This is a genomic window from Lentzea californiensis (genome assembly GCF_024648825.1).
GTDB classification, from domain to species: domain Bacteria; phylum Actinomycetota; class Actinomycetes; order Mycobacteriales; family Pseudonocardiaceae; genus Lentzea; species Lentzea californiensis.
Genome location: NZ_JANBBE010000016.1, coordinates 115,496 through 137,367, shown reverse-complemented (window position 1 = coordinate 137,367; position 21,872 = coordinate 115,496). Strand labels below are relative to the sequence as shown.

Below are 21,872 nucleotides of genomic sequence, written 5' to 3'. Positions count from 1 at the left end.
GTGCGGTCAGGTCAGACGGTGCTGATGCACGAGGACGCGCACGTCGGATCGCAGCCGTCGCTCGTGTCGCAGGCCGATGCCACGCCTGGAGTGGCCGTGGTGGTGATCCGCAGGTCGAGGTCGAAGTCCGAGTCGGCGACGGTGTCGATGGTTGGTGCAGACATCAGTGGTTCCTCCATGTACCTGCTTGCTTGATCAAGCAGGGGTTTTCCTTGGTACGAAACGGTTGCGGCGGCACTACAGCCGGTCATAGTGGTGGGACTTCGCCTCCTTGCGGGGTATGGACATCGGTGGCTCAGTTCCCCGCGGCTTCTTGCCCAATGCAGGGCAGGTAGCCGCCGGTGACGGGATCACGAACATCGGCCTCGTCGCGATCGCAGCCAGATCGAATGCAGCGTGGGACCACGCCATGGGGCAGGTACTTCCACGCGAACCAGTGGCCGGCTCTGCACGGCCAGCACGCCGGGCAGTACGGCCAGGCCGGTTGCATCACGTCGGGTGCGGGCGGTCGGACGGCGAACTTGCAGGCGGCGAATTGGACAGTCCTGCCGTCTCGCGTGACCAGCGTGCGCGGAAACACCCGGTCCACGAGGTGCAGGTAGTGCTGGAACCAGCCAGCGGCGATCTTCGAACCGCTGTCGTTCGTTTGTTGATTGCCCACGGCTGGCAGTACGACCGTCTGCTCAACGTCTTCGGCTGCGGCGATCATGACGCGAGCTCGCTGCACCGGCCTGTGCGACCCCTGCCAGCGGCCGCCCTGTCTGCCGGATCCTCATAGTCCCAGCCCAGCGGCATATCGTCGTGGCTGGTGCACAACGACCCGTGCACACCGTGGTCCCACCTGACGGGGAAAGAGTGCTGGTGTGGCCAGATGCCCTCGTAGTACTGCACGGTCCCGGCCTGACGGACGTCCCCGTCGCGGTTCCGGACAAGTACACGTGTGCCGGGGCGGGGACGGCCTTGAGTACCTTCCGCATGGGTGTCCCACCACTGAGTCGGGTGTTCACCCAACTGGCCAGGTTGAGGCCTCTCGCTCATGGCCGCTCCCTTGTGGACGAGCTCAGACACGTTGCCCGTGCAAGCGATGTGTCACACGGCGTCATCGCAGACGCTAGGTACGCCCAGCGGCGTGAACCGGGAGGATTTCTCTGGGGTCCTCACCTGCACGGATGCGAGGGTGGACGCCATGCGAGGAATGACCGACGGCATGACGATCGGGGAACGCGTCGCGTTCTACCGGCAGCGGCGGGGCCTGACCCAGGTCGTCCTGGCCGGGCTCGTGGGTCGCACCGAGGACTGGCTGCGAAAGGTTGAGCACGACGTGCTCCCTCTGGACCGACTCTCGGTGCTGCGCCGCCTTGCCTACGCGCTCGACGTCGCCCTCGGCGACCTGATCGGCGAACCGGTACTGATGGCCTGGGCGGACGAGCCTGGCCGACGGACTGTTCCCGCACTCAGGGTGGCGCTCATGGACCACCGCCAGTTCCTGACCGGTCCGCGGCCAGGAGAGCCGGTCCGGCTGGACACTCTGGCCATCAACATCGATGAGCAGTGGAGCGACTACCAGAACTCTCGCTACGCCCGGCTCACCCAGCGCCTGCCACTCCTGATCACCGATGCTCAGGCTGCCTGTCAGCACTACGGCACCACCAGCGACGATGGCCTCCGCGCGCATGCACTCGCGGCTGCTGCCCACCAGCTGGCCACCGCGTTGCTGACCAAACTCGGCGAAGCCGATCTCGCGGCGATCTCTGCGAGCCGTGGCCTTGCCGCCGCCAACACCAGCGGCGACATTCTGATGATCGGCTCGCTGTACCGGTCGGTGGCACACGCGCTGTTGTCCATCGGCGAGTTCGAGCAGGCCATCGCCCTGACCCGAGCCGCCGCAGACCACCTCGAACCCGGCCTCGGCATTGCGACCCCGGAGTACCTCTCGGTCTACGGAATGCTGCACCTGGCCGGCGCGGTCGCCTCATCCCGCCGAGACGACCGCGCCGACACCACGGCATTCCTCACCGAGGCAGACCAGGCTGCAAACAGACTTGGTCGCGACGCGAACTACCTGTGGACCGCGTTCGGCCCCACCAACGTCAAGATCCACCGGGTCACCGCCGCGATGGAACTCGGAGACGTTCAAGTCGCGGTCGACCTCGGTCCCCGCGTCGACACCCGCAGTCTTCCGACCGAACGGCGCGTCCGCCACGCCATCGAGACCGCCCGCGCCTACGTCCGGTGGAACCGCGTCGACGAAGCACTCGCTGTGCTGCTTGCCGCTGAGCAGGACGCACCTGAACAAGTCAGATACCACCGGCTGTCTCGCATCCTCGTCCGCGAGATGATCAGACTGCCCCGTCCCGCCACCCGCGCCGTCGAACTGGCTTACCGGATGGGTGTTCACGGCACCGACCCACGCCAGCCGTAAGGTGCCTCGACATGGCGACCACCATGCTTCCCCCAGACTTGCGCGCGGATGTCGAGACCTTGTGGACATACCACGACATGGGTCACGAACCTCGCCGCTGCGACGTTGGCATCGGCCTGGGCAGCCACGACCTCGGTGTCGCCACGTACACCGCCGAGCTTTATCACCAGGGCATGTTCCCGCGCATTGTGTTCACCGGCGCCAATGCGCCCACCACGATCGAACGATTCCCTCGCGGTGAAGCCGTGCACTACCGCGAACACGCCATCACTCTCGGTGTACCCGCCGAGGTGATCAGCATCGAGACCCAGGCCACCAACACCAGCCAGAACCTCACCAACAGTCGCCAGATCCTTGCCGAGGCGGGAGTCCGACCGGAGTCGGTCATGCTGATCTCTCGGCCGTACCAGCAGCGACGAGCCTATGCGACCTGCCGCAAGGTGTGGCCTGAGATCAACGTCGTGTGCTCGTCCCAACCGCTACCGCTCGACGAGTACATCGCCGGGATCGGCGACGTAGATCGAGTGATCAACATGTTGGTCGGCGACACCCAGCGCATCACCGAGTACGCCCGACGAGGATTCGCCATCGAGCAGAACATGCCCGACAACGTGGACGACGCGTTCCAGAGGCTCGTTGCGGCTGGCTACACCAGTCGGCTGATCTAACTGCCGCTCACGCGCACCCGCCGCTTCGGCACTCGATCACCGCGCCCGACCGCGATCCGAGCCTCGCGCTTGTTCATGTCCTCCGATCGCGGGTCGACTTGCCCTGGGCTGCTGGTTCAGCCGCCTGACCAGGGCAGCCCTCTCGGGTGAAGGCTTTTTGAAGGAACCGAGTTGCGCTGTGGAGGGACACTGCCCCTGGACAACGCTGTGCGAGCTCAAAAGACCGGCAGCCCGACGCGCCTCAGCAGCTTGCCGCAGCTGTCCTGCCTGCTCGCGCCACTCCGCGACCTCGGCTACAAGTGCAACAAGAGCGAGCACGAGGGCTACTGCTCCGGGGCCAGTTCGAGCGCGCCTGGACAACACACCTGCCTTGAGCAGCGAGCGCGCCGCTCGGCGCAACTCGACGGCAACGCCCTTCCAACGAACGGGCTGAACGCAATGAGGCGCTACAGCGACCCACTCATAGGCTGCCACCGCATCACTCAACGGTCCCGATACTGGTCCGTCGATTGCCTTCGACACCGCGATGAGCATGTCGGCCGCCGCATGAGCAATGTCGTCGCCGCCATTTCCAGCCGACGTGTCTTCGGCTTCAACGAGCGCCTTCATGTGGCGGCGGGCGCTGTGCGTCGCCTCCGCAGCCATATCCAGTACATGAGCGTTGCGCGACAAACCTGGCGTGTCGTTCAAATCGGCCGGCCCGCGGGTGCTGGCCCATCGGTGCATCAACTTCGGCGCGGACAGATCATGGGCGAGTCGACTGCCGCCGAACCAGACCCGACCGTCTTCCGAACTCGCGCTCAAGTCCGCGAACAACGCCACGCGGTAGCCGGTCAACCGATTCTCCGAATCCCAGCGTGCGTGCACAGACACCAGCGGCTCCCGCTCCAGCAACTCAACGAACTCCGCCGCCGTGGCAGCCTCAGCCGCAGCAGCACGGACCACCAGGCGCAGGAAGTCACGGCTAGGTCGAGGCTGTGGCCCGCGGACCGCCTTCTCGACCTCGGCGCGTGTTGGACGCACTGCCGCTGTTTTGTTCGCTGGTGACGTCGGTGTGAGTCCAAGACACTGTTCGACTTCCAGGCACCACTGTCGCCAACGGGGCCAATCCCGGTAGGTGTCGGCAACGGTGCCGTCGCCCCGGACCAGGTTCACCGCGAGGTGGATGTGGTCATTGCCGTCCTTGCTCAGGCCGTGGTGCACTGCGACCCGTCGGCAGCCGGCGCGGCCCTCACCGTCGGCGCTGAATCCCAGTCGGGCGACAGCGTCCTCCGCGAGTTCACGCCAGCGGCCGTCGCCGAGTTCTCCGTCTTGGCGCGGGATCGACAAGGCGACGTGGTAGACGTGCCCGCCAGGCAGCGCCACGTCGTGTCCGGTCATCGGTGCATCGATCTCACGGGCCAAGCGAGCCATCCAACCTCGGTGGCGAGTCGCAAAGACCCCGCCAGAGAGCCATTCGGGATCCCACGACGCAACCAGATGCGGGTTGGTGTGCTCGTTCTGCTTCCCCGGACCGAAGAGGTACCGCAGGAGTCCGTAAGTATCGGCTCCGTACTTGCCTTTCGCCGGCGCTTTGGCGATCACGTCTTCGGATCCCGTGACGAGTCGGCCGGGTCGATCGCAGCAAGGATTGTTCGGAGCTCTTCCAAGGTCGCGGTGAAGTAGGTCAGCGCTGAAGGAAGCCCGTCTGGTGCTTGCCCCGTGCTGTTGATCCTTGCGGCCATCTGGTTGAGGTTGGTACCAATCCGGATGAGCCTTGTCTCGACGGTGTCGAGACGTTCTGCCCACCAACGTTGCTCGCGCAGACTCCAACCGTCAGCTGACTCACGCAGTGCTGATTCGACCAGGTACCGCGGAATCGACAGCCTTGCGCGCGCAGCCTGGATCTCGAGACGGCTGTAGGTCGTCATGGTGGTGCGGACGTGGATGCTGACAGGTGAGCCACCCTGCACCCGCCGCTGCCGCCGCTTCTTGTTGTGCGTCATCAGTTCCCCCGAGATGATGCGCGGCGTGTCCCCAGCACGCCGCTGGTGCTGCCACGACTTCTTGTCGTGGCAAGGGATCCGGTTACCGGATTTCTAACTTGCTGACCGCGGCTGGTTGCCGTGTTCGGTCTCGAAGCGCGCACCAAGGGATCGAAGGGAGCGGCACTCTCGGCACCGCTCCCTTCGCGCTCTTCCGCACTCCCTTCGAGCCTGATCCGCCACACCCAACCGCCACCGAAGGTGGCTTTCTGCGAGCGAACCTTGGCCTTCGACTTCGCACGTTTCAGCGTGTCCTTGGAGAAACCGGCCTGGTCCCCGTTGGACAACACGTCGGCAACCGCAGCCTCGCCTCCGCAGTCGACGAGGTACTCGGTGAGCCACGCGACGGCGTCCGCACGGTCGTCACCGTGGTCGTACGCGGGATGTTGGAGGAGATCGGCGACCGATGTCGCCGACTCTCCCAACCAGCGAATCCTGCCGACGGTGGCCTCGCCTTTGTCGTCAGCGGAGACCGAAACCGCCTCGGTGCCGTATGCAAGCGACGGGACAGTTGGGACCGACACGATGTTGGATTTGATGACCGAAAGGACGAAGTTGTCCTCGTCCGCTCCGCACGCCAACACGTGTCGAACAACCTGCGTGTACGCGCCAGCGCCGCCGATAGCGTCGACTGGATCGACGCCTGCCGTTGCCTTCCGGAAGTGTCCGACTCCCAAAATCGCCGCGCCCGTGTGGTGCGCCAGCAGCTTCAGCTTCTCCAACTGCGGGCGCACGACGGAGTTGTCGTTGAGTTGGCCGGACAAGGACGAGTTGAGCGCATCCAGCACGAGCAAGACCGGCTGCCATGCCGCGATCGCTTCACGTGCTGCGTCCAGGTCGAGGTTGACGATCAGCGGTGTCCCGTCGACCGATTCGCCGTAGACGACGTCGACCAGGTGCAGGTAGTCCGGATCTCCGCCGGCTGCGACGAAGCGGGCCTTCAGAGTGGACGGTGAGTCCTCGGTGGTCGAGTAGAGGACATGATGCGGCTCGCCTTTGAAGGCGCCGTCCAGCTGTCCCGTGGTCAGTTTGGCGGCGAGGTCGACAACAACGGTGCTCTTCCCGATCCCTGGTTTGCCGACCAACAACGACACCTCACCAACAGGCAGGTAGTCGTTCCACACGTACCGCGTCTGCACGATCTCGACGTCGCGAATCGCTCGGACCCGCAAGCGCCGGCTCGGCGGTTCATCTGTCATGGCCGGTCCCCCGAACGTGGCCATCGCGTCAGTCCGTTGCCGACAGCTTGCGGATGATCGACTCGGTGTAGGCGACGTAGCGGCTCCCGAACCTGTCCACCCGTGCAGGGAACTCGCCGCGTGCAACGAGTTCGTAGGAGTAGCTGCGACTCAGGCCGAATGCCTCTCCAGCTGTCGGCACATCGACGGTCGGAGGCCACTCTGCCTTGATCTCCGCCAAGGTTGGACGCTTCTTGTGCTGTCGCCTAGTCATCGCGCTCCTCCAGGCGCTCGCGCTCGACCAGACGAGTCAGGAGGGTGTGGTACGCAAAGATGTTGCGACCACACGGTAACCGATCACCTGTCTCCCAGCGGTGCACAGTCGACGCCGTGACCTCACAGTCCTGGGCAACCAACGCCTGACTGAGACCGGCAACGACACGTAGCTGACGCGCCCTCCCGGTCCTGATCCATTCACGAAGCTCTGCGGATTGCTCCGCCAAAGCCATTCCCCCGATAGCCATGCCATGCACGATAGACTCAAAGACATTGACTATGCCACCACGATGGCATAGCTTGTAGTCGTCCGGTTACCGACAATGAGGGAGGTCGTATCGTTCTGCCGTGCCTCGCCTGCCGAAGAACTTCCAGATCGCCTGGGTCACCATCGACGAACTGGCTCCCCGCGGCTATCTGTCCACAGGGTCGAACACCGCGATACCGAACCGCTTCGAGGCCAAATTCCAGCTGGAGAATCCACCGGCGGCGGTGGTCCTTGAAGTGTTCGTCGGGGCTGACCTTCGCCCCGTTGCGATCTCGGTGAAGGTCCAGGCGAACACCAAGACTCCGGTCACGACGTCAGTGATGAGACAGATCCTCATCGACCAACTCGTGCAGAGGGCCGTGGAGGAAGCCACGGTGCCGGCCTCGACGCGGGAGCAATGGCTCGCCACGCTTCCACCTGGCGCCGTGCAGCCGACGGACCGCAGTGAGGCCGCACCGAGTGCAGATCAACGCGCTCGCACCCAAGCCGATGACGATGCCCGGCGCGCCGCATTGATCTATGCAGAGGCCGTGTCCAGGGGCAACAGGGCGCCCGCCGTGGCGGTCGCCAACGTCATGAACCGTTCACGCACGCAGGTCGCTCGGTACATCCGCCGAGCTCGCGAGCTAGGAATTCTTCCCCCTCTGGGCGAGACCGAGGGGGACTGATCGCCAAGGGGAAACATGGGGGATCCGATCAAGAAGATCGAGCTGAAAGACGGGACCATCAGGTACCGGTTCGTGATCGACGTCGGACGTGATCCCGACGGCAAGCGCAAGCAGCTGACCAAGACCTATGACACTCGGAAGGAAGCCCGCGCCGAGTACGCGAAGATCAAGCACCAGACCGACGAGGGAACGTTTGTCGGGCCGGACAAGATGACCGTCACGGAGTGGCTCGACATCTGGCTGACGTCGGCGACGATCGATGTCGAGAAGGCCACGGCGTCGAACTACGCCGACGCGCTTCTGCCAGTGCGGGAACGACTTGGCCATCGGCGCCTTCAACAACTCAGCGAAGAAGACGTGGACGGCCTAGTGAGCTGGATGCTCACTTCCGGCCGCAAGCGCGGAGGAAAGGTCGGCACCGGTCTTGGCGTCCGGTCGGTCCAGCTGACTCTTGGCCGCTTCAGGGCCGCGTTGAACATCGCGGTGCGACGGAAGCTGGTCGTGCGCAACGTCGCTCAGTACACCCAGATTCCCCGCGAGGCACGCAGGAAGGCAGCAGCGGCTGCAGCTGAGCGAGTGCCCTGGAGTGAGACGGAGGTGAGACAGTTCCTCGCTGCGATCCGGGACCACAGACTGCACGCCCCGGTCCTGCTTTCGCTGATCGGGATGCGCCCTGCCGAAGTGTGCGGACTCCGCTGGTCAGCCGTCGATCTCGAAGCCGAAACGTTGTCCGTGGAGCTCACCCGGACGCTCGTCGACGGCGAAGTCGAGGAGAAGGGGCCGAAGTCCGAGAAGGGCAAGCGCAGGTTGCCGCTGCCCAAGCCGCTACATGCCGCCTTGAAGGCCATCAAAGCCCGCCAAGCGCGCGAGGCGATGAAGGCAGGCGACGCCTACAACCGCTCAGGGTTCGTGCTCGTCGACGAGCTGGGTACGGCATGGAAGACGGACAAGTTCAGACGGGCGATCTACAAGCTGATGGCCCAGGCGAAGGTCCGGAAGGTCCGGCCTTACGACGCTCGGCACGCCTGCCTGACCTATCTGGCTACCTCCGGCGTCCCCGACGTCATTGTCAGCGCTTGGGCAGGACACGCTGACTTGAGCTTCACCAAGCGGGTTTACATCCACCCCAACGCCGAGCACCTGAAAGAAGCCGCAAACCAACTGGACGAGTTGCTCGGCTGAGAAGCAGTACGAGCGTTCGTGAGAAATTGTGAGATGACGGCCCTTAAAACGCAGTCAGGGCCTTGTCTCACCGTAGTGATCCAAGGCCCTGACCTGGACTTTCGCCATACTTCGACCGTCGGGACGACAGGATTTGAACCTGCGACCCCTTGACCCCCAGTCAAGTGCGCTACCAAACTGCGCCACGTCCCGGCCACACTTCCGGTTCCCCGGCGTGCATGAGAAATCCTACAACACCGCGGACAGAGATCAAAAACGGCCCCCACAACAGGCCGCGAGCTGCGGAAATACGGCGGGGACCCGAAGTTCGGGTCCCCGCGTCCCTCGGTCCGACCGATCCCCCGATCCTCGACCGACACCTGAACTATGCGGTGGCGGCGTCTCGGGCGCCACCCTCGAAAGTCGACTCTTGTCCGTCAACCTTCGGCTTACCGGGCGGCAGGACGGCGCTGACGCTGAAGCCGCCGTCTGTTCGGTACGAGGTGGTCAGGGTGCCGCCTGCCAGGCGTACTCGTTCTGAGAGGCCGTGCAGGCCCGCGCCTCCGCCGTCTGCCGGGGACGGTAGGTCGGCTGGGCCGTTCACGACTGTTACTCGTACTGGGGACGCTCGGTCCACCGTCACTGTCACCGTGGCGCCTGGGGCGTGTTTCGTCACGTTGGTGAGGGACTCTTGGACTACTCGGAAGAGGGCTCTGGAGACTGCTGGGGAGAGAGGGGTGTCGCCTGTTTCCGACAGCGTGACGGAGACGCCTGCCACTCGGGCTCGGTCTACCAGTTCTTGCAGGGACGGGTAGGTCGTGTCGGAGTTCAGGAGGCCCAGGGCTGCTCGCATCTCGGACAGCGATTCCTTTGCCAGCGCTCGTAGGCGTAGTGCTGTCTCGCGGACTGCTGGGTCTTGTGCGGTGGCGGCCAGGGCTGCGGACTCCACTGCGATGAGGGTGGCGTGGTGGCCTACCGCGTCGTGGATTTCGCGGGCTATCCGGGCTCGTTCTGCGGCTCGGGCCGAGGTTTCTCGGGCCTCTAGTTCCGCTGCTCTTGCCCTGCGGGTTTCGTAGAGGGACTGGGTCAGTTCCTTGCGGGTGGTGAAGAGGGCGCCCAGTGCTGTGGGGGCTGCTGCCAGGCCGAAGGCGAAGGCGGTGGCCAGGAGCAGGGGGCCGATCGGGATGGTCTCCGTCAGCAGGACCGGGGCTATCGAGGCGACTGTCATCAGCAGGATCCAGAAGACCTGGACAGGGATCGACTTCTCCTTGCTGCCCAGGCGGTACTGGGCCACCAGGGCCGGTGCCCAACCCAGGCCGCCGGCTACCGCGGGGACGCACAGGAGGGACGCCAGCCACGGCCAGCGCAGGCGGAGGGACAGGAGCAGGGAGGCGGCTACCGCGGTCCAGAGGGACCAGGGGAACGGGCGGTCCTGCGTCAGGAGGACGACGCCTGTGGTGATGCCTACGGTGAGGATTTCGCGCAGGGCCGCTTTCACCACACACCGACCTGGTGCGCGACCAGAGCCGCCTGCACCCGGTTTTCCACGCCCAGCTTGGTGAGGACGGTGGAGACGTAGCTCTTCACCGTCGCTTCGGAGAGGCAGAGCCGCTCGGCGATGGAGTGGTTCGAGCGGCCGGCCGCCACCAGCTCCAGGACCTGGCGTTCGCGGGCGGACAGCGAGTCCAGCTGCCGGTTCGCTCGGAAGCCGCGCAGGCGTGGGAGCAGGCGGGCGGTGATGCGCGGGTCCAGGACTGCTCCGCCGGCTGCGAGGTCTACCACGGCGCGGACCAGGGCTTCTGGTTCGGCGTCCTTCAGCAGGAAGCCCTGGGCGCCTAGGTCCAGGGCTGTCGCCACGTAGTCGTCCAGGTCGAACGTGGTCAGTACCGCGATCGCGGGTGGGGTGGCCCAGGTGCGCAGGCGGCGGACCGCCTCCAGGCCGTCGACGCCGGGCATCTGGACGTCCACGAGCGCCACGTCCGGCAGGTGGGCGAGGACTTGCTCGACCAGTTCGGCGCCGTCGGCTGCTTCGCCGACGACCTCCACTCGTCCATCTGCCTCGAGCAGGACTTTGAGGCCCCGCCGCAGCAGGGCCTCGTCGTCGGCTAGCACCACGCGTACGGCCACTGACCCAACCAACCGCACCCCATGGCAAAGGGCAACCAGATCGGCCGGGTCGTCACTCGGAGAAAACTACTTCTTGGAGGCGCCGGCCTTCTTCTTCTCGCGCACGCGCACGGAGATGCGGACCGGGCTGCCCTCGAAGCCGAACTCCTCACGGAGCCTGCGCTCGATGAACCGGCGGTACGAAGCCTCGAGGAAGCCCGTCGTGAACAGCACGAACGTCGGCGGACGGGTCGAGGCCTGCGTCGCGAACAGAACCTTGGGCTGCTTGCCGCTGCGCACGGGCGGCGGGGTCGCGGAGATCAGTTCGGTCAGCCACTGGTTCAGGCGGCCGGTCGGAACTCGGGTGTCCCACGAGTTCAGCGCGGTGCGCAGGGCGGGGGCGAGCTTGTGCACGGCGCGGCCGGTCAGGGCCGAGATGTTGACCTTGTCCGCCCACGGCACGCGCACCAGGCCGCGCTCGAGTTCGCGCACCATCTCGTTGCGGCGGTCCTCGTCGACCAGGTCCCACTTGTTGAACGCCAGCACGCACGCGCGGCCGGACTCGACCACCATCGTCAGCACCCGGAGGTCCTGCTCGGCCAACGGCTCGTGCGCGTCCAGCAGCACGACCGCGACCTCGGCGGTCTCGATCGCGGACTTGGTGCGCAGCGACGCGTAGTACTCGGCGCCGCCGGAGAACTTCACGCGCTTGCGCAGGCCTGCGGTGTCGACGAAACGCCAGATCTCGCCGTCGAGCTCCACCAGCGAGTCGACCGGGTCGACGGTGGTGCCCGCGACGGAGTCGACGACCGAGCGGTCCTCGCCCGTCAGGCGGTTGAGCAGCGACGACTTGCCGACGTTCGGCTTGCCGACCAGCGCCACGCGGCGGGGACCGCCGTGGCGGCCGCCGAAGTCGTCGCGCGGGCTCTCGGGCAGCCTCTCGAGGATCACGTCGAGCAGGTCACCGGAGCCGCGGCCGTGCAGGCCGGACACCGGGAACGGCTCGCCGAGCCCCAGCGACCACAGCGACGCGATGTCGGCCATCAGCCGGTCGTCGTCCACCTTGGACGCGCAGAGGATCACCGGCTTCTTCGACCGGCGCAGGACCTTCGCGACGGCCTCTTCGGTGGACGTGGCGCCCACCGACCCGTCCACGACCAGCAGGATCACGTCGGCGGTCGCCATCGCGAGCTCGGCCTGCGCGGCCACGGAGGCCTGCAGCCCGACCGCGTCCGGCTCCCAGCCACCCGTGTCGACCACGGTGAACTTGCGGCCGTTCCACAGCGCGTCGTACGCGACTCGGTCGCGCGTCACGCCCGGTACGTCCTGCACCACGGCCTCTCGCCGGCCGATGATGCGGTTGACCAGTGTGGACTTGCCCACGTTCGGCCGTCCCACCACCGCGAGCACCGGCTGTGGCGGCGCGGCTTCCTCACCGCCAGTGCCGTCGAGGTCGTCGAAGGCTGACCAGTCGGCCTCGTCCTCCCAGGTGCCGTCCAGGTCCGTCATCGTCTTCCCTCACTCATACGAAGTCCATCAAGTTCGGCGACCAGTGTCGCCAGGCGATCGCGCACCTGCTCGGTGGCAACGCCGAGGGCCGCCCGGCCCTTCCCCTCGGGAAGGTGGAACGGCTCACCGATCAGCACGTCGACCTCGGGGCGCCAGCCCTTGGCCTGGTAGGTCCCGCGGCAGGCGATCGGCAGCACCATCGCGGCGGAGGTCTTGGCGAGCCACGCGGCGCCGTTCTGCGCGCTCGCCACGGAGCCCTCACCGCGCGTTCCCTCGGGGAAGATCCCGATCACGCCACCGGCTTTGAGCACGGACAACGCGCTGGTCAGCGCAGTGCGGTCGGCCTCTCCCCGTTTGACGGGGATCTGCCCGATCTTGGCCAGGAGGTAGCCTGCGACGCCCTTGAACATCTCCTGCTTGATCAGGAAAGTCACGCGCCGGGGCAGCACTCCGAACAGGATCGGGCCGTCGGCCATCGAGCTGTGGTTCGCGACGACGACCACGCCGCCGCTCAAGGGTACGCGGTCGCGGCCGTGCACCCGAATCCGGAACTGCCAGGCGTAGGGGACCCGCCCGATCCAGCGGCCGAGGTCGAACAGCCAGGGCACCGTCCCCTCGGGAACGCTCACCCGGTCACCCTCAGTCCTCGGCGGTCCACGAGCTCCAGCAACGCCTGCACGGTGCCCACGAGGTCGAGGTCGGTGTTGTCGAGCTCCACCGCGTCGTCGGCCGCCCTCAACGGCGACACCGCGCGCGACGAGTCGTACTTGTCACGGCGCTGCACGTCGGCGAGCGCGGCGTCCACAGTGGACTGACGCCCTGCGGCGTTGTCCTGCTTGGTCCTGCGCGCGGCTCGCGCGTCCGCCGACGCCGTCAGGTAGACCTTCAGCGGGGCATCGGGCGACACGACGGTGCCGATGTCACGGCCCTCGACGACGATGCCGCCCACGTGGTCGACGGCGTCCGCGATGATCGCCCGCTGCTGGGCGACCAGCAGCTCGCGCACGTGCCCGGTCGCGGAGACGGGTGACACCGCCAGCGACACCTCGGGTCCGCGGATCTCGGCCGACACGTCGTCGCCGTCGAGCGTGATGCCCGGCCTGCGGGGGTCCGTGCCGACCACGAGCACCGCGTTGTCGACGACAGCGGCGACCTTGACCTCGTCCGCCGGGTCGACGCCCGCGCGCAGCACCGCCAGCGCGATCGCCCGGTACATCGAGCCGGTGTCGAGGTAGCGCGCGTCCAGTGCCGTCGCGAGCCGCTTGGCCACGGTGGACTTGCCGGTGCCGGCCGGTCCGTCGAGAGCGACCACACCGCGCAACTGACCCTGGCCCACAGCAGCTCCCTCCGAGACACCCACGGTTCACATTGTGCCTGGTGCGGACGCTCACACCGCAGGCGGGACAGTCCACGACGGTTCCCGCCCCGCTTGATCGGCACGGCACGGCGGTATCGATCGGTGGAATCGGCAACAGGCGCGAACCCTCCCGGCCGATCTGGTGTGCGCACCACCAATCCTTGGAGGACTGAGTGACCACCGCTGAACAGCGCACCGACGTCGAGGCGTTGCTGCGCCGCACGCTCGCCGCGCACAAGTCGATGTTCCTCGCCACGGCCGGTTCGGACGGCTCGTGGGTGGGCGGCGTCTACTTCGCCGAGAACGGGCTGCACACGCTCGAGCTCGTGCTGGAGGAGCGCGGCCGGACGCTCAAGGCGATCAGGGAGAACCCCGAGGTGGCGCTGGTCGTGTCGACCGGGTCGCCGATGGAGCCGTTCCTGCAGGCCCGCGGCACGGCCGAGGTGGTCGACGGGGCCGAGGACGAGGCCGTGCGGCAGCGGCTCGTGGCGAAGGTGCCCGAGGTCGGGCCGTTCCTCGCCACGCCCATCCGCGCGGTGAAGGTGTCCGTGCCGACGTGGCGTGTCACGGACATCGCCAACGGGTGGCTGCCCGGCAAGGACTTCAGCGCCTGAGGTCGCCGGCGCCCCGCTCGTCCGGGCGGGGCGCCGCCTCGATCACTTCGTGTCGGCGGGCAGAACCGGCGTCCGGAACGCACACTGGGCCCTCCGGTCTGGAGGCATCCGATGACGTTGCTGCCCCAGCTCGACGCCCCGCTGTTCCTCGCCGACGGCGGCGCCGAGACCACGCTCCTCTTCGACGATGGCATCGACCTGCCCGACTTCGCCGCCTTCCCGCTGCTCGACGATCCCGACGGCCACGCGGCGCTCACCCGCTACTACGAGCGCTACGCGAGCATCGCCGAACGCGACGGTGCCGGCATCGTGCTGGAGACGGTGACCTGGCGCGCCAGCACCGACTGGGCCGCGCGGCTCGGCTACGACGAGACCCGCCTCGCCCAAGTCAACCGCAAGGTCGTCGACCTGCTTCTCGACGTGCGGCAGCGGTTCGCGATCCCCGTGGTCATCAGCGGCTGCGTCGGACCGCGCGGCGACGCGTACCGACCGGAGACGACGACCATGAGCCGCGAGGAGGCGCGCGACTACCACTCGACGCAGATCAGGACGTTCGCCGGCACCCACGCGGACCTGGTCACCGCCATGACCCTGACCAACGTCCCCGAGGCCACCGGCATCGTGGACGCCGCCGCGGAAGCGAACGTCCCGGTCGTCCTCTCGTTCACCGTCGAGACGGACGGCAGGCTGCCGGGCGGGGACGCGCTGGGCGACGCGATCGAGGCCGTCGACCGCGCCACGAACGGCTACCCGGCCTACTACATGGTCAACTGCGCGCATCCCACGCACATCGCGCCGGCGCTCGACCCCGAGGCGGAGCGGACGACTACCGGAAGCTCAGAGCGCGCTTTCCCCGGCTGACCGTGCTGGGTGGCTGTTGCGGCACCGACCACCGGCACATCGACGCGATCAGCAGAACTTTCAGTGGTTGAGGTCGGTCCTCAGAGCCGCTGCACCGCGCAGGTAGACGTGCTTCACCGCCGACCGCGGCAGGTCGGTCTCGACGTGCGCCAGCAACCTGATCACGCGCGGCATCGAGCCCGGCACCGCGATCTCGGTCGCGGACAGCAGCGGCACGTCCGAGAGGCCGGCCAGGCGCGCGGCGTAGGCGGGGAACTCGGAAACAAGATCTGGTGTCGCGGTGAGCACGACGCTGATCAGGTCGTCGGACGTCAGCGCGTTGCACGTCAGCACCTCGCGCACCAGCTCTGCCGTGGCCTCCAGCAGCAGGTCCCGCGAGTCCGCGTCGATCTGCGTGGCTCCCCTGATCGCTCGCACCGCCATGCGATCGACCCTAGCAGCGGTCCTCAGTGGACTTCAGCGGTCGACGACGATGTTGGGGAACTTGAGGGTGAGGTCGAGCAGGTTCACGACGTAGGCGCCCCAGCCTCCGCCGAGCAGCACCAGGCGCCGCTGTCCCAGTGACGACGCCGTCTCGATCAGCACGTGCAGGCCGCTCGACCCGATGAACGTCAGGGCGGTGAAGTCGACGACCACGTCGCCGTCGCCGGAGGAGCAGGCCAGCGCGAGTTCGGCGCGCAGCAGGCCGCTGGTGCTCAGGTCGACCTCGCCGGTGAGCGTCACCAACGCGCCGTGGCGACGTACCTCCAACAAGACTGGCTGGGGTTCCATCGTGGGTGCCTCACGAGTCGGGAGACAGCAGATCGCGCACCGCCGCCAGCACACGGAGTGGATGTGCGGGCTTCGGCAGATATGCATCGGCGACGTGAGCGGCCGGCTCGATCGCCGAAACGGCTACAACCGGTACGCCGAACGTTCGCGCCGCCGCCGCGAACCTGGTCCCCTCACCATGAGACGTGAGCAGGTCGACGATCGCCAGGGCCGGTGGACTCTGAAGAGACTCCTCAGCCGCCGCGATGCTCGTCACGAGCGCGACCTGGTAGCCCTCGGCGTGCAGGAACGCGGCCAGCGACTGGCCGGAGAACCGGTCGCCGTCCACGAGCAGCACGCGCGGGCGTCCCGGAGGCGCGGGCAGGTCCGGGACGCCCGCACGCGACCAGACCCGCACGAGCGCTCGCACGACCGTGCCGGGCCAGGTCGGTTTGCCGGGCCGCACCTGCACCTCGTCGGCGATGCCGAACAGCAGGCGCAGGCCCAGCGGACGGGTGCCGTTGCCGGCGTCGACGTCGAACACGCCGTCGTCCTCGATGGTCAGCAGCACGGCGTGGTCGCGCGGTTCCCACGTCACCCCGACGATGGACGCCCCCGCACGCTGCACCGCGTTGTCCGCCGCCTCGGACACCGCGAGCAGCACGTCCCGCGCGTCGTCGCCCTGCAGCCCCGACTCACCGGCGAGGTCGCGCACGAAGGCCCGGATCTCCGGCAACGACGCTGGTGTCGCCGGGAACCACCGGGTCCGCGCTTCCATCACGCGGCGAGTGACGGGACCGCCAGCAACGGCGTGATCAGCTCCCGCAGCGTGGTCGCGCGGCGTCTGCCCGCCTCGACGTGCAACGGTTCGAGCTTCTTGCGCGTGCGGGCGGACATCATGTCGCCGGTCTGCGCGATGGCCAGTCCCGCGGTCACCGCCGCCTCGTCCGCGTCGCCTTCCACGAGGTGGTTGAGCGACAACGCGAGCAGCGCGAACGTCCGGCTGCGCGCCATGTCGTCGCGGTACCCCGTCACGGCCTGGTGCAATGCCGTGATGGCCGGGCGTGCGAACCCGCGGTCGACGGTGCGTACGAGAGAGCTGTAGACGGCACCGGTGATGCCGGAGAGGTCGTGCACGTCGAAGAACGCCGCCCACGGCGCCGCGCGTTCGACGTCTGACCGTGCGAACTCGTCGTGCGCACGTCCCAGCGACGCCAGGGCGGCCACCCGGTCTCCCATCTCCGCGTAACACCACGCCTGGTTCGCGGCCAGGATCGCGTTCGTGTGATGGCTGGCCGCGACGATCCCCGCGAGCCGGAACATGCCCAGCGCCTCGGCGGGTCCACCGTGGTGCAGGTGGACCCGCCCCATCCGGTAGCGGATGTTGGCCACCAGGTCCTCGTCCTGGGCGAAGGTCAGGGCGAGGAGGAAGTGGCGGTGCGCGGACCCGCCGAGTCCCGCGTCGAAGGCGGTCCACCCGGCGAGGGCGTGCAGTTCCGCGATGGCGCACCGGAAGTCGCGGCGCACGGCGGCACTGGCCGAGTGCGCGAAAGCCTTGTCACACCACGACAACAGTGCCTGCACCTGCGTCCGGCACGACCCTCCGCCGTAGCGGTAGTCGACCGCGCGCAACGCCGACGTCATCGCCCGCAGGTGCCTGACGTGCACGAGCCCGATCCGGGACTGCGGCGGAGGCAGCGAGGGTGACGCTTCGTAGTGCATGAGGACGATTTTCGGGCGCGTGCCGACACTCGACCAGTGCCGAACGAACCCGCCGGGCAGGGCCCTACGGTGACAGGTCGGCCAGCAGAAGTCCGCTACGCGGCTTTGGGGTGAAATAGGTGCTCTTGCGCGGCATCTTGGTCCCGGCCAGCACCTCCTCCAGCGGTACCGGCGCGATCAGCAACACCGCCTCGGCCTCCACGGACGGGTCCACGACCGCCCGCACGCACGGACTCTCCGGATCGAGCCCGAGCGCCCTGCCCAGCAGCAGCGACTCCACGACGGCGTGGTCGATCCCTTGTCCCGCAGGCAGTTCGACCCGCAGCACCGTGTCCGGGCAGCGCACCACGACCACACCCGGTTCCGGATCGACGACGTATGGCAGCGACGACACCGCGAGCCCCGCCCGTTCCCACGCGGTCACCAGGTCGGACGTGGTCAGGCCGCTACCGGTGATCGCGCGGTGGATCGGCCCGACCCGCAGCCCCGGCCCGGACGTGACGAGCGCGAGCAGGCCCTCGAGCCCCGCCTCCCGCGCCGCCGCGACCCGGTGGTTGCCGTCCGCGACGAGCAGCGGATGCGCGCCCGCCGCCTCGAGGAACCGCTCCTGCGACTCCCCCGGCCCGACGAGCCACACCCAGTGCCGCCGCCCACCGGAGTCCACAAGTGACACGGCCGGCTCCTCGGTCATGCCGAGCACCAGGTCCGTGAGCCCGTCGTGCGGGGTGATCGGGATCAGCATGGCCGCGCTCGTCGCGATGCCCAGCGACGCCAGCACCTGCCCGCGTTCGGCGACCACGTCCGGGTAGACGTCCTCGGTGTGCTCGATCCCGTCGGGGTCGACCAGGCACAGCAGACCGCACGCCGTCCCGTCCGGTCCGTCCACCCGGTACGGCGCCACCACGTCGCTGACCTCGGTGTACGCCCTCCTGATCAGCGCGGCGAGCTCGGTCCTGGCGTGGGGCAGCGCGTCGAGCAGCCCGATGCCCGCGGCCAGCGCGGCAGGCGTGCGGTGGGGGTGCTGGACGGCCAGCAACGTGCCGTGCGGGGCTCTCGCGAGCGCCCCGATCACCTGGCCGGGTTCGGCGAACTCGTCGACGTCGGGGCCGGGCACGCGTTCACGTACCACCCAGCCGCGACGCACGGGGCGTACACGCAGTGACATGCACGTATCATGATCTGTGTGAACGTAGAGATCACGCCCCTGCCGGGCATCGGGACGCGTCAGGACTTCACGATCCGCGCCGGGCGACGCGTAGGCGTGATCACCTACCGGGACGGCCGGTTCGAGCTGATCCTGTCCAAAGCGACGGATCCCGACTCCTGCGCCGCCTCGATACCCCTCTCACCAGAAGAGGCCGGCACGCTCGCGGGCCTGCTCGGCGCGCCGCAGCTCGTCGCCCACCTGCGCGAGGAGACCCGCGACATCGCGGGCATCACCACCCGCCAGCTGCCGGTCACCGCGTTCGCGAACCGCACCCTCGGCGAGACCGCTCTGCGCACCAGGACCAGTGTGTCCGTCGTGGCCGTCGTGCGCGCGGGCAACGCGCATCCGTCGCCCGGCCCCGACTTCCTGTTCGAAAACGGCGACCTCGCGGTCGTCGTCGGCACCGCGGAGGGCCTCGACGCCGCCGCTGAGATCCTCCACGGCGGTTAAGCACAGTGCATGAGACAACCATGGCCATGATCCAGCTCGGCGCGGTGTTCTTCGGCCTCGGTCTGCTGGGTCGTGTCGCTCGCCGTGCCGGAATCTCCCCCATCCCGCTGTACCTGATCGGCGGGCTCGCGTTCGGCCACGGCGGGTTCGTCCCGTTGCACGGCATCGAGGAGTTCACGCACATCGCCAGCGAGATCGGCGTCGTGCTGCTGCTCCTGCTGCTCGGCCTCGAGTACTCGGCGTCCGAGCTCACCACCGGGTTGAAGAAGTCCTGGATGGCCGGCGTGCTCGACCTGGTGCTGAACTCCGCGCCGGGCGCGATCGCGGCGTACCTGCTCGGCTGGGGCACGGTCGGGGCGCTGGCGATGGCCGGCGTCACGTACATCTCGTCGTCGGGCATCGTCGCGAAGGTGCTCGGCGACCTGGGGCGGCTGGGTAACCGCGAGACGCCGGTCGTGCTGTCCGTGCTCGTGTTCGAGGACCTCGCGATGGCCGTGTACCTGCCGGTGCTGACGGCCGTTCTCGCGGGCGTGAGCTTCATCGGCGGGCTCACGTCGGTCGGCATCTCGTTGCTCGCGATCACCGTGGTCCTGGTGGTGGCGTTGAAGTACGGCCGGTTCATCTCAGCCATTGTGGACAGTCCCGACCACGAGGTGTTCCTGCTCAAGCTGCTCGGCTCGGCGCTGCTCGTCGCGGGCATCGCCTCGCAGCTGCAGGTGTCCGCCGCGGTCGGCGCGTTCCTGCTCGGCATCGCGATCTCCGGGTCGACGGCCGAGAACGCCACGCGCCTGCTCGAGCCGCTGCGCGACCTGTTCGCGGCGATGTTCTTCGTGGTGTTCGGACTCAACACCGATCCGCGCTCGATCCCGCCCGTGCTCGGCATCGCCGTGGCGCTGGCCGCCGTCACGACCGCGACGAAGGTCTTCACGGGCTGGTGGGCGGCGAAACGCCAGGGCATCGGCAAGATGGGCCGCATGCGGGCGGGCGTGGCACTCGTGGCGCGCGGCGAGTTCTCCATCGTCATCGCCGGGCTGGCCGTGGCGTCCGGTCAGGTCCACAACGACCTGGCGGCGCTGGCCACCGCGTACGTGCTGCTGATGGCGATCCTCGGGCCCATCGCGGCGAAGTACGTTGAGCCAATCGGTGAATTCTTTCAGCGCAGACGGCAAATGGCCTGAAACAACTGCCCCGTTGTGACGACTCTCTAGTGAGGGCTAGACGGAGAGTAGGGGCGAACAGTCATGACCGAACCCGCGGAAGTGGAGACCACCGGCCGGTTCCTGGTGCTGTTGCAGGAAGACGCCGTCGAAGAGGGCTTGGCCGAGCTCGGCGCGATCGCCGGGTTCAACCCGAACACCGGTGACATCGACTCGGACACGCTGCAGGTGTTCCCGGAGCTCGGCGTCGCCGTGGTGTCCGGGGACCCGAACCTGCTGCGCGAGCTGAACGGCGCCGCGGAGGGTCCCGGCGCGGTGCTGATCGTCGAGCCCGAACGCGTCGTGCACGTGTTCGCGGCACCGGCCGAGGAAGAGGCACCGGAGGCCACGGCCGACGAATCCGTGCTGACCTGGGGGCTGCAGGCGGTAGGCGCGGACGTCAGCACGGCCACCGGCAAGGGCGTCAAGATCGCGGTCCTGGACACCGGCTGGGAGAAGAACCACCCGGACTTCGCGGGCCGCACCATCACCACGAAGTCGTTCATCACCGGCGAGGACGTGCAGGACGGCCACGGCCACGGCACGCACTGCATCGGCACGTCGGCGGGCCCGCGCAAGCCCGCCACACTGCCCGGTTACGGCGTCGCGCACGAGGCCGAGATCTTCGCGGGCAAGGTCCTGTCGAACGCGGGCTCCGGCTCCGACGGCGGCATCCTCGCGGGCATCGACTGGGCGGTGGCGAACGGCTGCGCGATCATCTCGATGTCGCTGGGAGCCGACGTCCCGGTGAACACGCCGTACTCGCAGATCTACGAGACCGTCGCCCAGCGAGCGATGGCCAAGGGCACGCTGATCATCGCCGCGTCGGGCAACGCCTCCTCACGCCCGGCCCGCGTCGCACCGGTCGGCCACCCGGCCCGCTGCCCCAGCATCATCGCGGTGGCGGCGGTCGACGTGAACCGGGCGATCGCGTCGTTCTCCTCGGGCTCGGCGGACAAGATCGGCCAGATCGACCTGTGCGCACCGGGAGTCGACGTCTACTCGTCGTTCAAGCTCCCCCAGAAGTACTCACGCCTGCGCGGCACGTCGATGGCGACCCCGCACGTGGCCGGCGTGGCAGTGCTGATCGCGGAGAAGACCGGCGCCCGAGGCTACGAACTGTGGGCCCGCCTGGCCGGCACCGCGCTGCGCCTGCCGCTGCCGTCCACCGACATCGGCAGCGGACTCGTCCAGGCGCCATGACCGCTTCGGTGGACCAGGTGATGGTCTCCGTGACGGAGGGCAGCCTCCCGCAGGTCCTGGACGACCTGCGGGAGGCGGGCCTGGTGGTGGACACGGTCCTGGAGGCCCTGGGCGTGGTCACCGGCACAACCGAGGTCAGGGCCATCCCGGCCCTGCAGGCGGTGCCCGGCGTCATAGACGTCGAACGGCAGTGGCGCGTACAGCTCCCGCCGTACTGACTAGGCTCTCTCCC

The 21,872-nt window shown here is 68.0% G+C and carries 27 protein-coding genes and 1 tRNA gene; 10 read left to right on the top strand and 18 right to left on the bottom strand.

Annotated elements, in window-relative coordinates; genetic code table 11:
- Nucleotides 1-11: 11 nt before the first annotated feature.
- Nucleotides 12-164 (bottom strand): FxLD family lanthipeptide, encoded by a 153-nt coding sequence (fxlA, locus tag LX88_RS38890; protein WP_258952748.1) that lies wholly within the window; start codon nucleotides 162-164, stop codon nucleotides 12-14.
- 131 nt (nucleotides 165-295) lie between these two features.
- Nucleotides 296-709, bottom strand: coding sequence for a hypothetical protein (locus LX88_RS38885; protein WP_258952747.1), 414 nt, complete (start codon nucleotides 707-709; stop codon nucleotides 296-298).
- Between the two features lie 486 nt (nucleotides 710-1,195).
- Between LX88_RS38885 and LX88_RS38880 the strand changes: the two genes are divergently transcribed.
- Nucleotides 1,196-2,422 (top strand): helix-turn-helix domain-containing protein, encoded by a 1,227-nt coding sequence (locus tag LX88_RS38880; protein WP_258952746.1) that lies wholly within the window; start codon nucleotides 1,196-1,198, stop codon nucleotides 2,420-2,422.
- A gap of 11 nt (nucleotides 2,423-2,433) precedes the next feature.
- Nucleotides 2,434-3,090 carry a YdcF family protein gene (locus tag LX88_RS38875; protein WP_258952745.1) on the top strand — a complete coding sequence of 219 codons (657 nt, stop codon included), beginning with the start codon at nucleotides 2,434-2,436 and terminating at the stop codon, nucleotides 3,088-3,090.
- 36 nt (nucleotides 3,091-3,126) lie between these two features.
- On the opposite strand, the gene LX88_RS38870 is transcribed toward LX88_RS38875, so the two are convergent.
- Genes LX88_RS38870 through LX88_RS44695 form a run of 5 tightly spaced genes read right to left on the bottom strand, consistent with a single transcriptional unit; the run spans nucleotide 3,127 to nucleotide 6,801 of the window.
- A complete protein-coding gene (locus LX88_RS38870) occupies nucleotides 3,127-4,674 on the bottom strand; it encodes a relaxase/mobilization nuclease domain-containing protein (protein ID WP_258952744.1) in 1,548 nt (515 codons plus the stop codon).
- Nucleotides 4,671-5,075 carry a MobC family plasmid mobilization relaxosome protein gene (locus LX88_RS38865; protein WP_258952743.1) on the bottom strand — a complete coding sequence of 135 codons (405 nt, stop codon included), beginning with the start codon at nucleotides 5,073-5,075 and terminating at the stop codon, nucleotides 4,671-4,673. The genes LX88_RS38870 and LX88_RS38865 overlap by 4 nt, the downstream gene beginning before the upstream one ends.
- Nucleotides 5,075-6,313, bottom strand: a complete 1,239-nt coding sequence (locus LX88_RS38860) for an AAA family ATPase (protein WP_258952742.1) — start codon at nucleotides 6,311-6,313, stop codon at nucleotides 5,075-5,077. The genes LX88_RS38865 and LX88_RS38860 overlap by 1 nt, the downstream gene beginning before the upstream one ends.
- Nucleotides 6,314-6,341: 28 nt before the next feature.
- Entirely contained in the window at nucleotides 6,342-6,533 is a 192-nt protein-coding gene (locus tag LX88_RS38855; protein WP_258952741.1) for a helix-turn-helix transcriptional regulator, read from the bottom strand.
- Between the two features lie 25 nt (nucleotides 6,534-6,558).
- Nucleotides 6,559-6,801 carry a helix-turn-helix domain-containing protein gene (locus LX88_RS44695; protein ID WP_372511511.1) on the bottom strand — a complete coding sequence of 81 codons (243 nt, stop codon included), beginning with the start codon at nucleotides 6,799-6,801 and terminating at the stop codon, nucleotides 6,559-6,561.
- Nucleotides 6,802-6,916: 115 nt separating this feature from the next.
- Here LX88_RS44695 and LX88_RS38850 point away from each other — a divergent pair, with 115 nt between their 5' ends.
- Together LX88_RS38850 and LX88_RS38845 are read left to right on the top strand one after the other, a co-directional pair.
- Complete coding sequence (locus LX88_RS38850) at nucleotides 6,917-7,504, top strand: hypothetical protein (RefSeq protein ID WP_090069408.1); 588 nt, start codon at nucleotides 6,917-6,919, stop codon at nucleotides 7,502-7,504.
- A gap of 15 nt (nucleotides 7,505-7,519) precedes the next feature.
- Entirely contained in the window at nucleotides 7,520-8,686 is a 1,167-nt protein-coding gene (locus LX88_RS38845) for a tyrosine-type recombinase/integrase (protein ID WP_258952740.1), read from the top strand.
- Between the two features lie 118 nt (nucleotides 8,687-8,804).
- Here the strand turns inward: LX88_RS38845 and LX88_RS38840 are convergent.
- The 6 genes from LX88_RS38840 to cmk all read right to left on the bottom strand — a co-directional run bounded on the left by LX88_RS38840 (nucleotide 8,805) and on the right by cmk (nucleotide 13,592).
- Nucleotides 8,805-8,878, bottom strand: a tRNA-Pro gene (locus tag LX88_RS38840).
- Nucleotides 8,879-9,050: 172 nt separating this feature from the next.
- Entirely contained in the window at nucleotides 9,051-10,166 is a 1,116-nt protein-coding gene (locus tag LX88_RS38835; RefSeq protein WP_258952739.1) for a sensor histidine kinase, read from the bottom strand.
- Nucleotides 10,160-10,792 (bottom strand): response regulator, encoded by a 633-nt coding sequence (locus LX88_RS38830; RefSeq protein ID WP_258952738.1) that lies wholly within the window; start codon nucleotides 10,790-10,792, stop codon nucleotides 10,160-10,162. The genes LX88_RS38835 and LX88_RS38830 overlap by 7 nt, the downstream gene beginning before the upstream one ends.
- Before the next feature lie 66 nt (nucleotides 10,793-10,858).
- A complete protein-coding gene (der, locus tag LX88_RS38825) occupies nucleotides 10,859-12,280 on the bottom strand; it encodes a ribosome biogenesis GTPase Der (RefSeq protein WP_258952737.1) in 1,422 nt (473 codons plus the stop codon).
- On the bottom strand, nucleotides 12,277-12,909 hold the full coding sequence (locus tag LX88_RS38820) for a lysophospholipid acyltransferase family protein (protein WP_090069401.1): 633 nt from the start codon (nucleotides 12,907-12,909) through the stop codon (nucleotides 12,277-12,279). The genes der and LX88_RS38820 overlap by 4 nt, the downstream gene beginning before the upstream one ends.
- Nucleotides 12,906-13,592, bottom strand: coding sequence for a (d)CMP kinase (gene cmk / locus LX88_RS38815; RefSeq protein WP_258952779.1), 687 nt, complete (start codon nucleotides 13,590-13,592; stop codon nucleotides 12,906-12,908). The genes LX88_RS38820 and cmk overlap by 4 nt, the downstream gene beginning before the upstream one ends.
- A 218-nt stretch (nucleotides 13,593-13,810) precedes the next feature.
- Here cmk and LX88_RS38810 point away from each other — a divergent pair, with 218 nt between their 5' ends.
- Together LX88_RS38810 and LX88_RS38805 are read left to right on the top strand one after the other, a co-directional pair.
- Nucleotides 13,811-14,251, top strand: coding sequence for a pyridoxamine 5'-phosphate oxidase family protein (locus LX88_RS38810; RefSeq protein WP_258952736.1), 441 nt, complete (start codon nucleotides 13,811-13,813; stop codon nucleotides 14,249-14,251).
- Between the two features lie 111 nt (nucleotides 14,252-14,362).
- Entirely contained in the window at nucleotides 14,363-15,112 is a 750-nt protein-coding gene (locus LX88_RS38805) for a homocysteine S-methyltransferase family protein (RefSeq protein WP_258952735.1), read from the top strand.
- A 60-nt stretch (nucleotides 15,113-15,172) separates the two neighbouring features.
- On the opposite strand, the gene aroH is transcribed toward LX88_RS38805, so the two are convergent.
- The 5 genes from aroH to LX88_RS38780 form a co-directional block, all read right to left on the bottom strand.
- Nucleotides 15,173-15,535 carry a chorismate mutase gene (gene aroH / locus LX88_RS38800; RefSeq protein ID WP_258952734.1) on the bottom strand — a complete coding sequence of 121 codons (363 nt, stop codon included), beginning with the start codon at nucleotides 15,533-15,535 and terminating at the stop codon, nucleotides 15,173-15,175.
- A gap of 33 nt (nucleotides 15,536-15,568) precedes the next feature.
- Nucleotides 15,569-15,862 carry an STAS domain-containing protein gene (locus tag LX88_RS38795; RefSeq protein ID WP_258952733.1) on the bottom strand — a complete coding sequence of 98 codons (294 nt, stop codon included), beginning with the start codon at nucleotides 15,860-15,862 and terminating at the stop codon, nucleotides 15,569-15,571.
- Between the two features lie 31 nt (nucleotides 15,863-15,893).
- A complete protein-coding gene (locus tag LX88_RS38790; RefSeq protein WP_258952778.1) occupies nucleotides 15,894-16,640 on the bottom strand; it encodes an ATP-binding protein in 747 nt (248 codons plus the stop codon).
- Nucleotides 16,640-17,584 carry a tetratricopeptide repeat protein gene (locus LX88_RS38785; RefSeq protein WP_258952732.1) on the bottom strand — a complete coding sequence of 315 codons (945 nt, stop codon included), beginning with the start codon at nucleotides 17,582-17,584 and terminating at the stop codon, nucleotides 16,640-16,642. Before LX88_RS38785 ends, LX88_RS38790 begins: the two co-directional genes overlap by 1 nt.
- A 64-nt stretch (nucleotides 17,585-17,648) precedes the next feature.
- Nucleotides 17,649-18,749: a DUF1015 family protein gene (locus LX88_RS38780; protein WP_258952731.1), complete on the bottom strand. Its 1,101-nt coding sequence runs from the start codon at nucleotides 18,747-18,749 to the stop codon at nucleotides 17,649-17,651.
- Nucleotides 18,750-18,767: 18 nt separating this feature from the next.
- On the opposite strand from LX88_RS38780, the gene LX88_RS38775 reads away from it, so the two are divergent.
- The 4 genes from LX88_RS38775 (at nucleotide 18,768) to LX88_RS38760 (ending at nucleotide 21,858) form a co-directional block, all read left to right on the top strand.
- Nucleotides 18,768-19,241 (top strand): cation:proton antiporter regulatory subunit, encoded by a 474-nt coding sequence (locus LX88_RS38775; protein WP_258952730.1) that lies wholly within the window; start codon nucleotides 18,768-18,770, stop codon nucleotides 19,239-19,241.
- Between the two features lie 20 nt (nucleotides 19,242-19,261).
- Nucleotides 19,262-20,419 (top strand): cation:proton antiporter, encoded by a 1,158-nt coding sequence (locus LX88_RS38770; RefSeq protein WP_307791925.1) that lies wholly within the window; start codon nucleotides 19,262-19,264, stop codon nucleotides 20,417-20,419.
- A 63-nt stretch (nucleotides 20,420-20,482) separates the two neighbouring features.
- A complete protein-coding gene (locus LX88_RS38765) occupies nucleotides 20,483-21,640 on the top strand; it encodes a S8 family peptidase (protein ID WP_258952728.1) in 1,158 nt (385 codons plus the stop codon).
- Entirely contained in the window at nucleotides 21,637-21,858 is a 222-nt protein-coding gene (locus LX88_RS38760) for a hypothetical protein (protein ID WP_258952727.1), read from the top strand. The genes LX88_RS38765 and LX88_RS38760 overlap by 4 nt, the downstream gene beginning before the upstream one ends.
- Nucleotides 21,859-21,872: the final 14 nt, after the last annotated feature.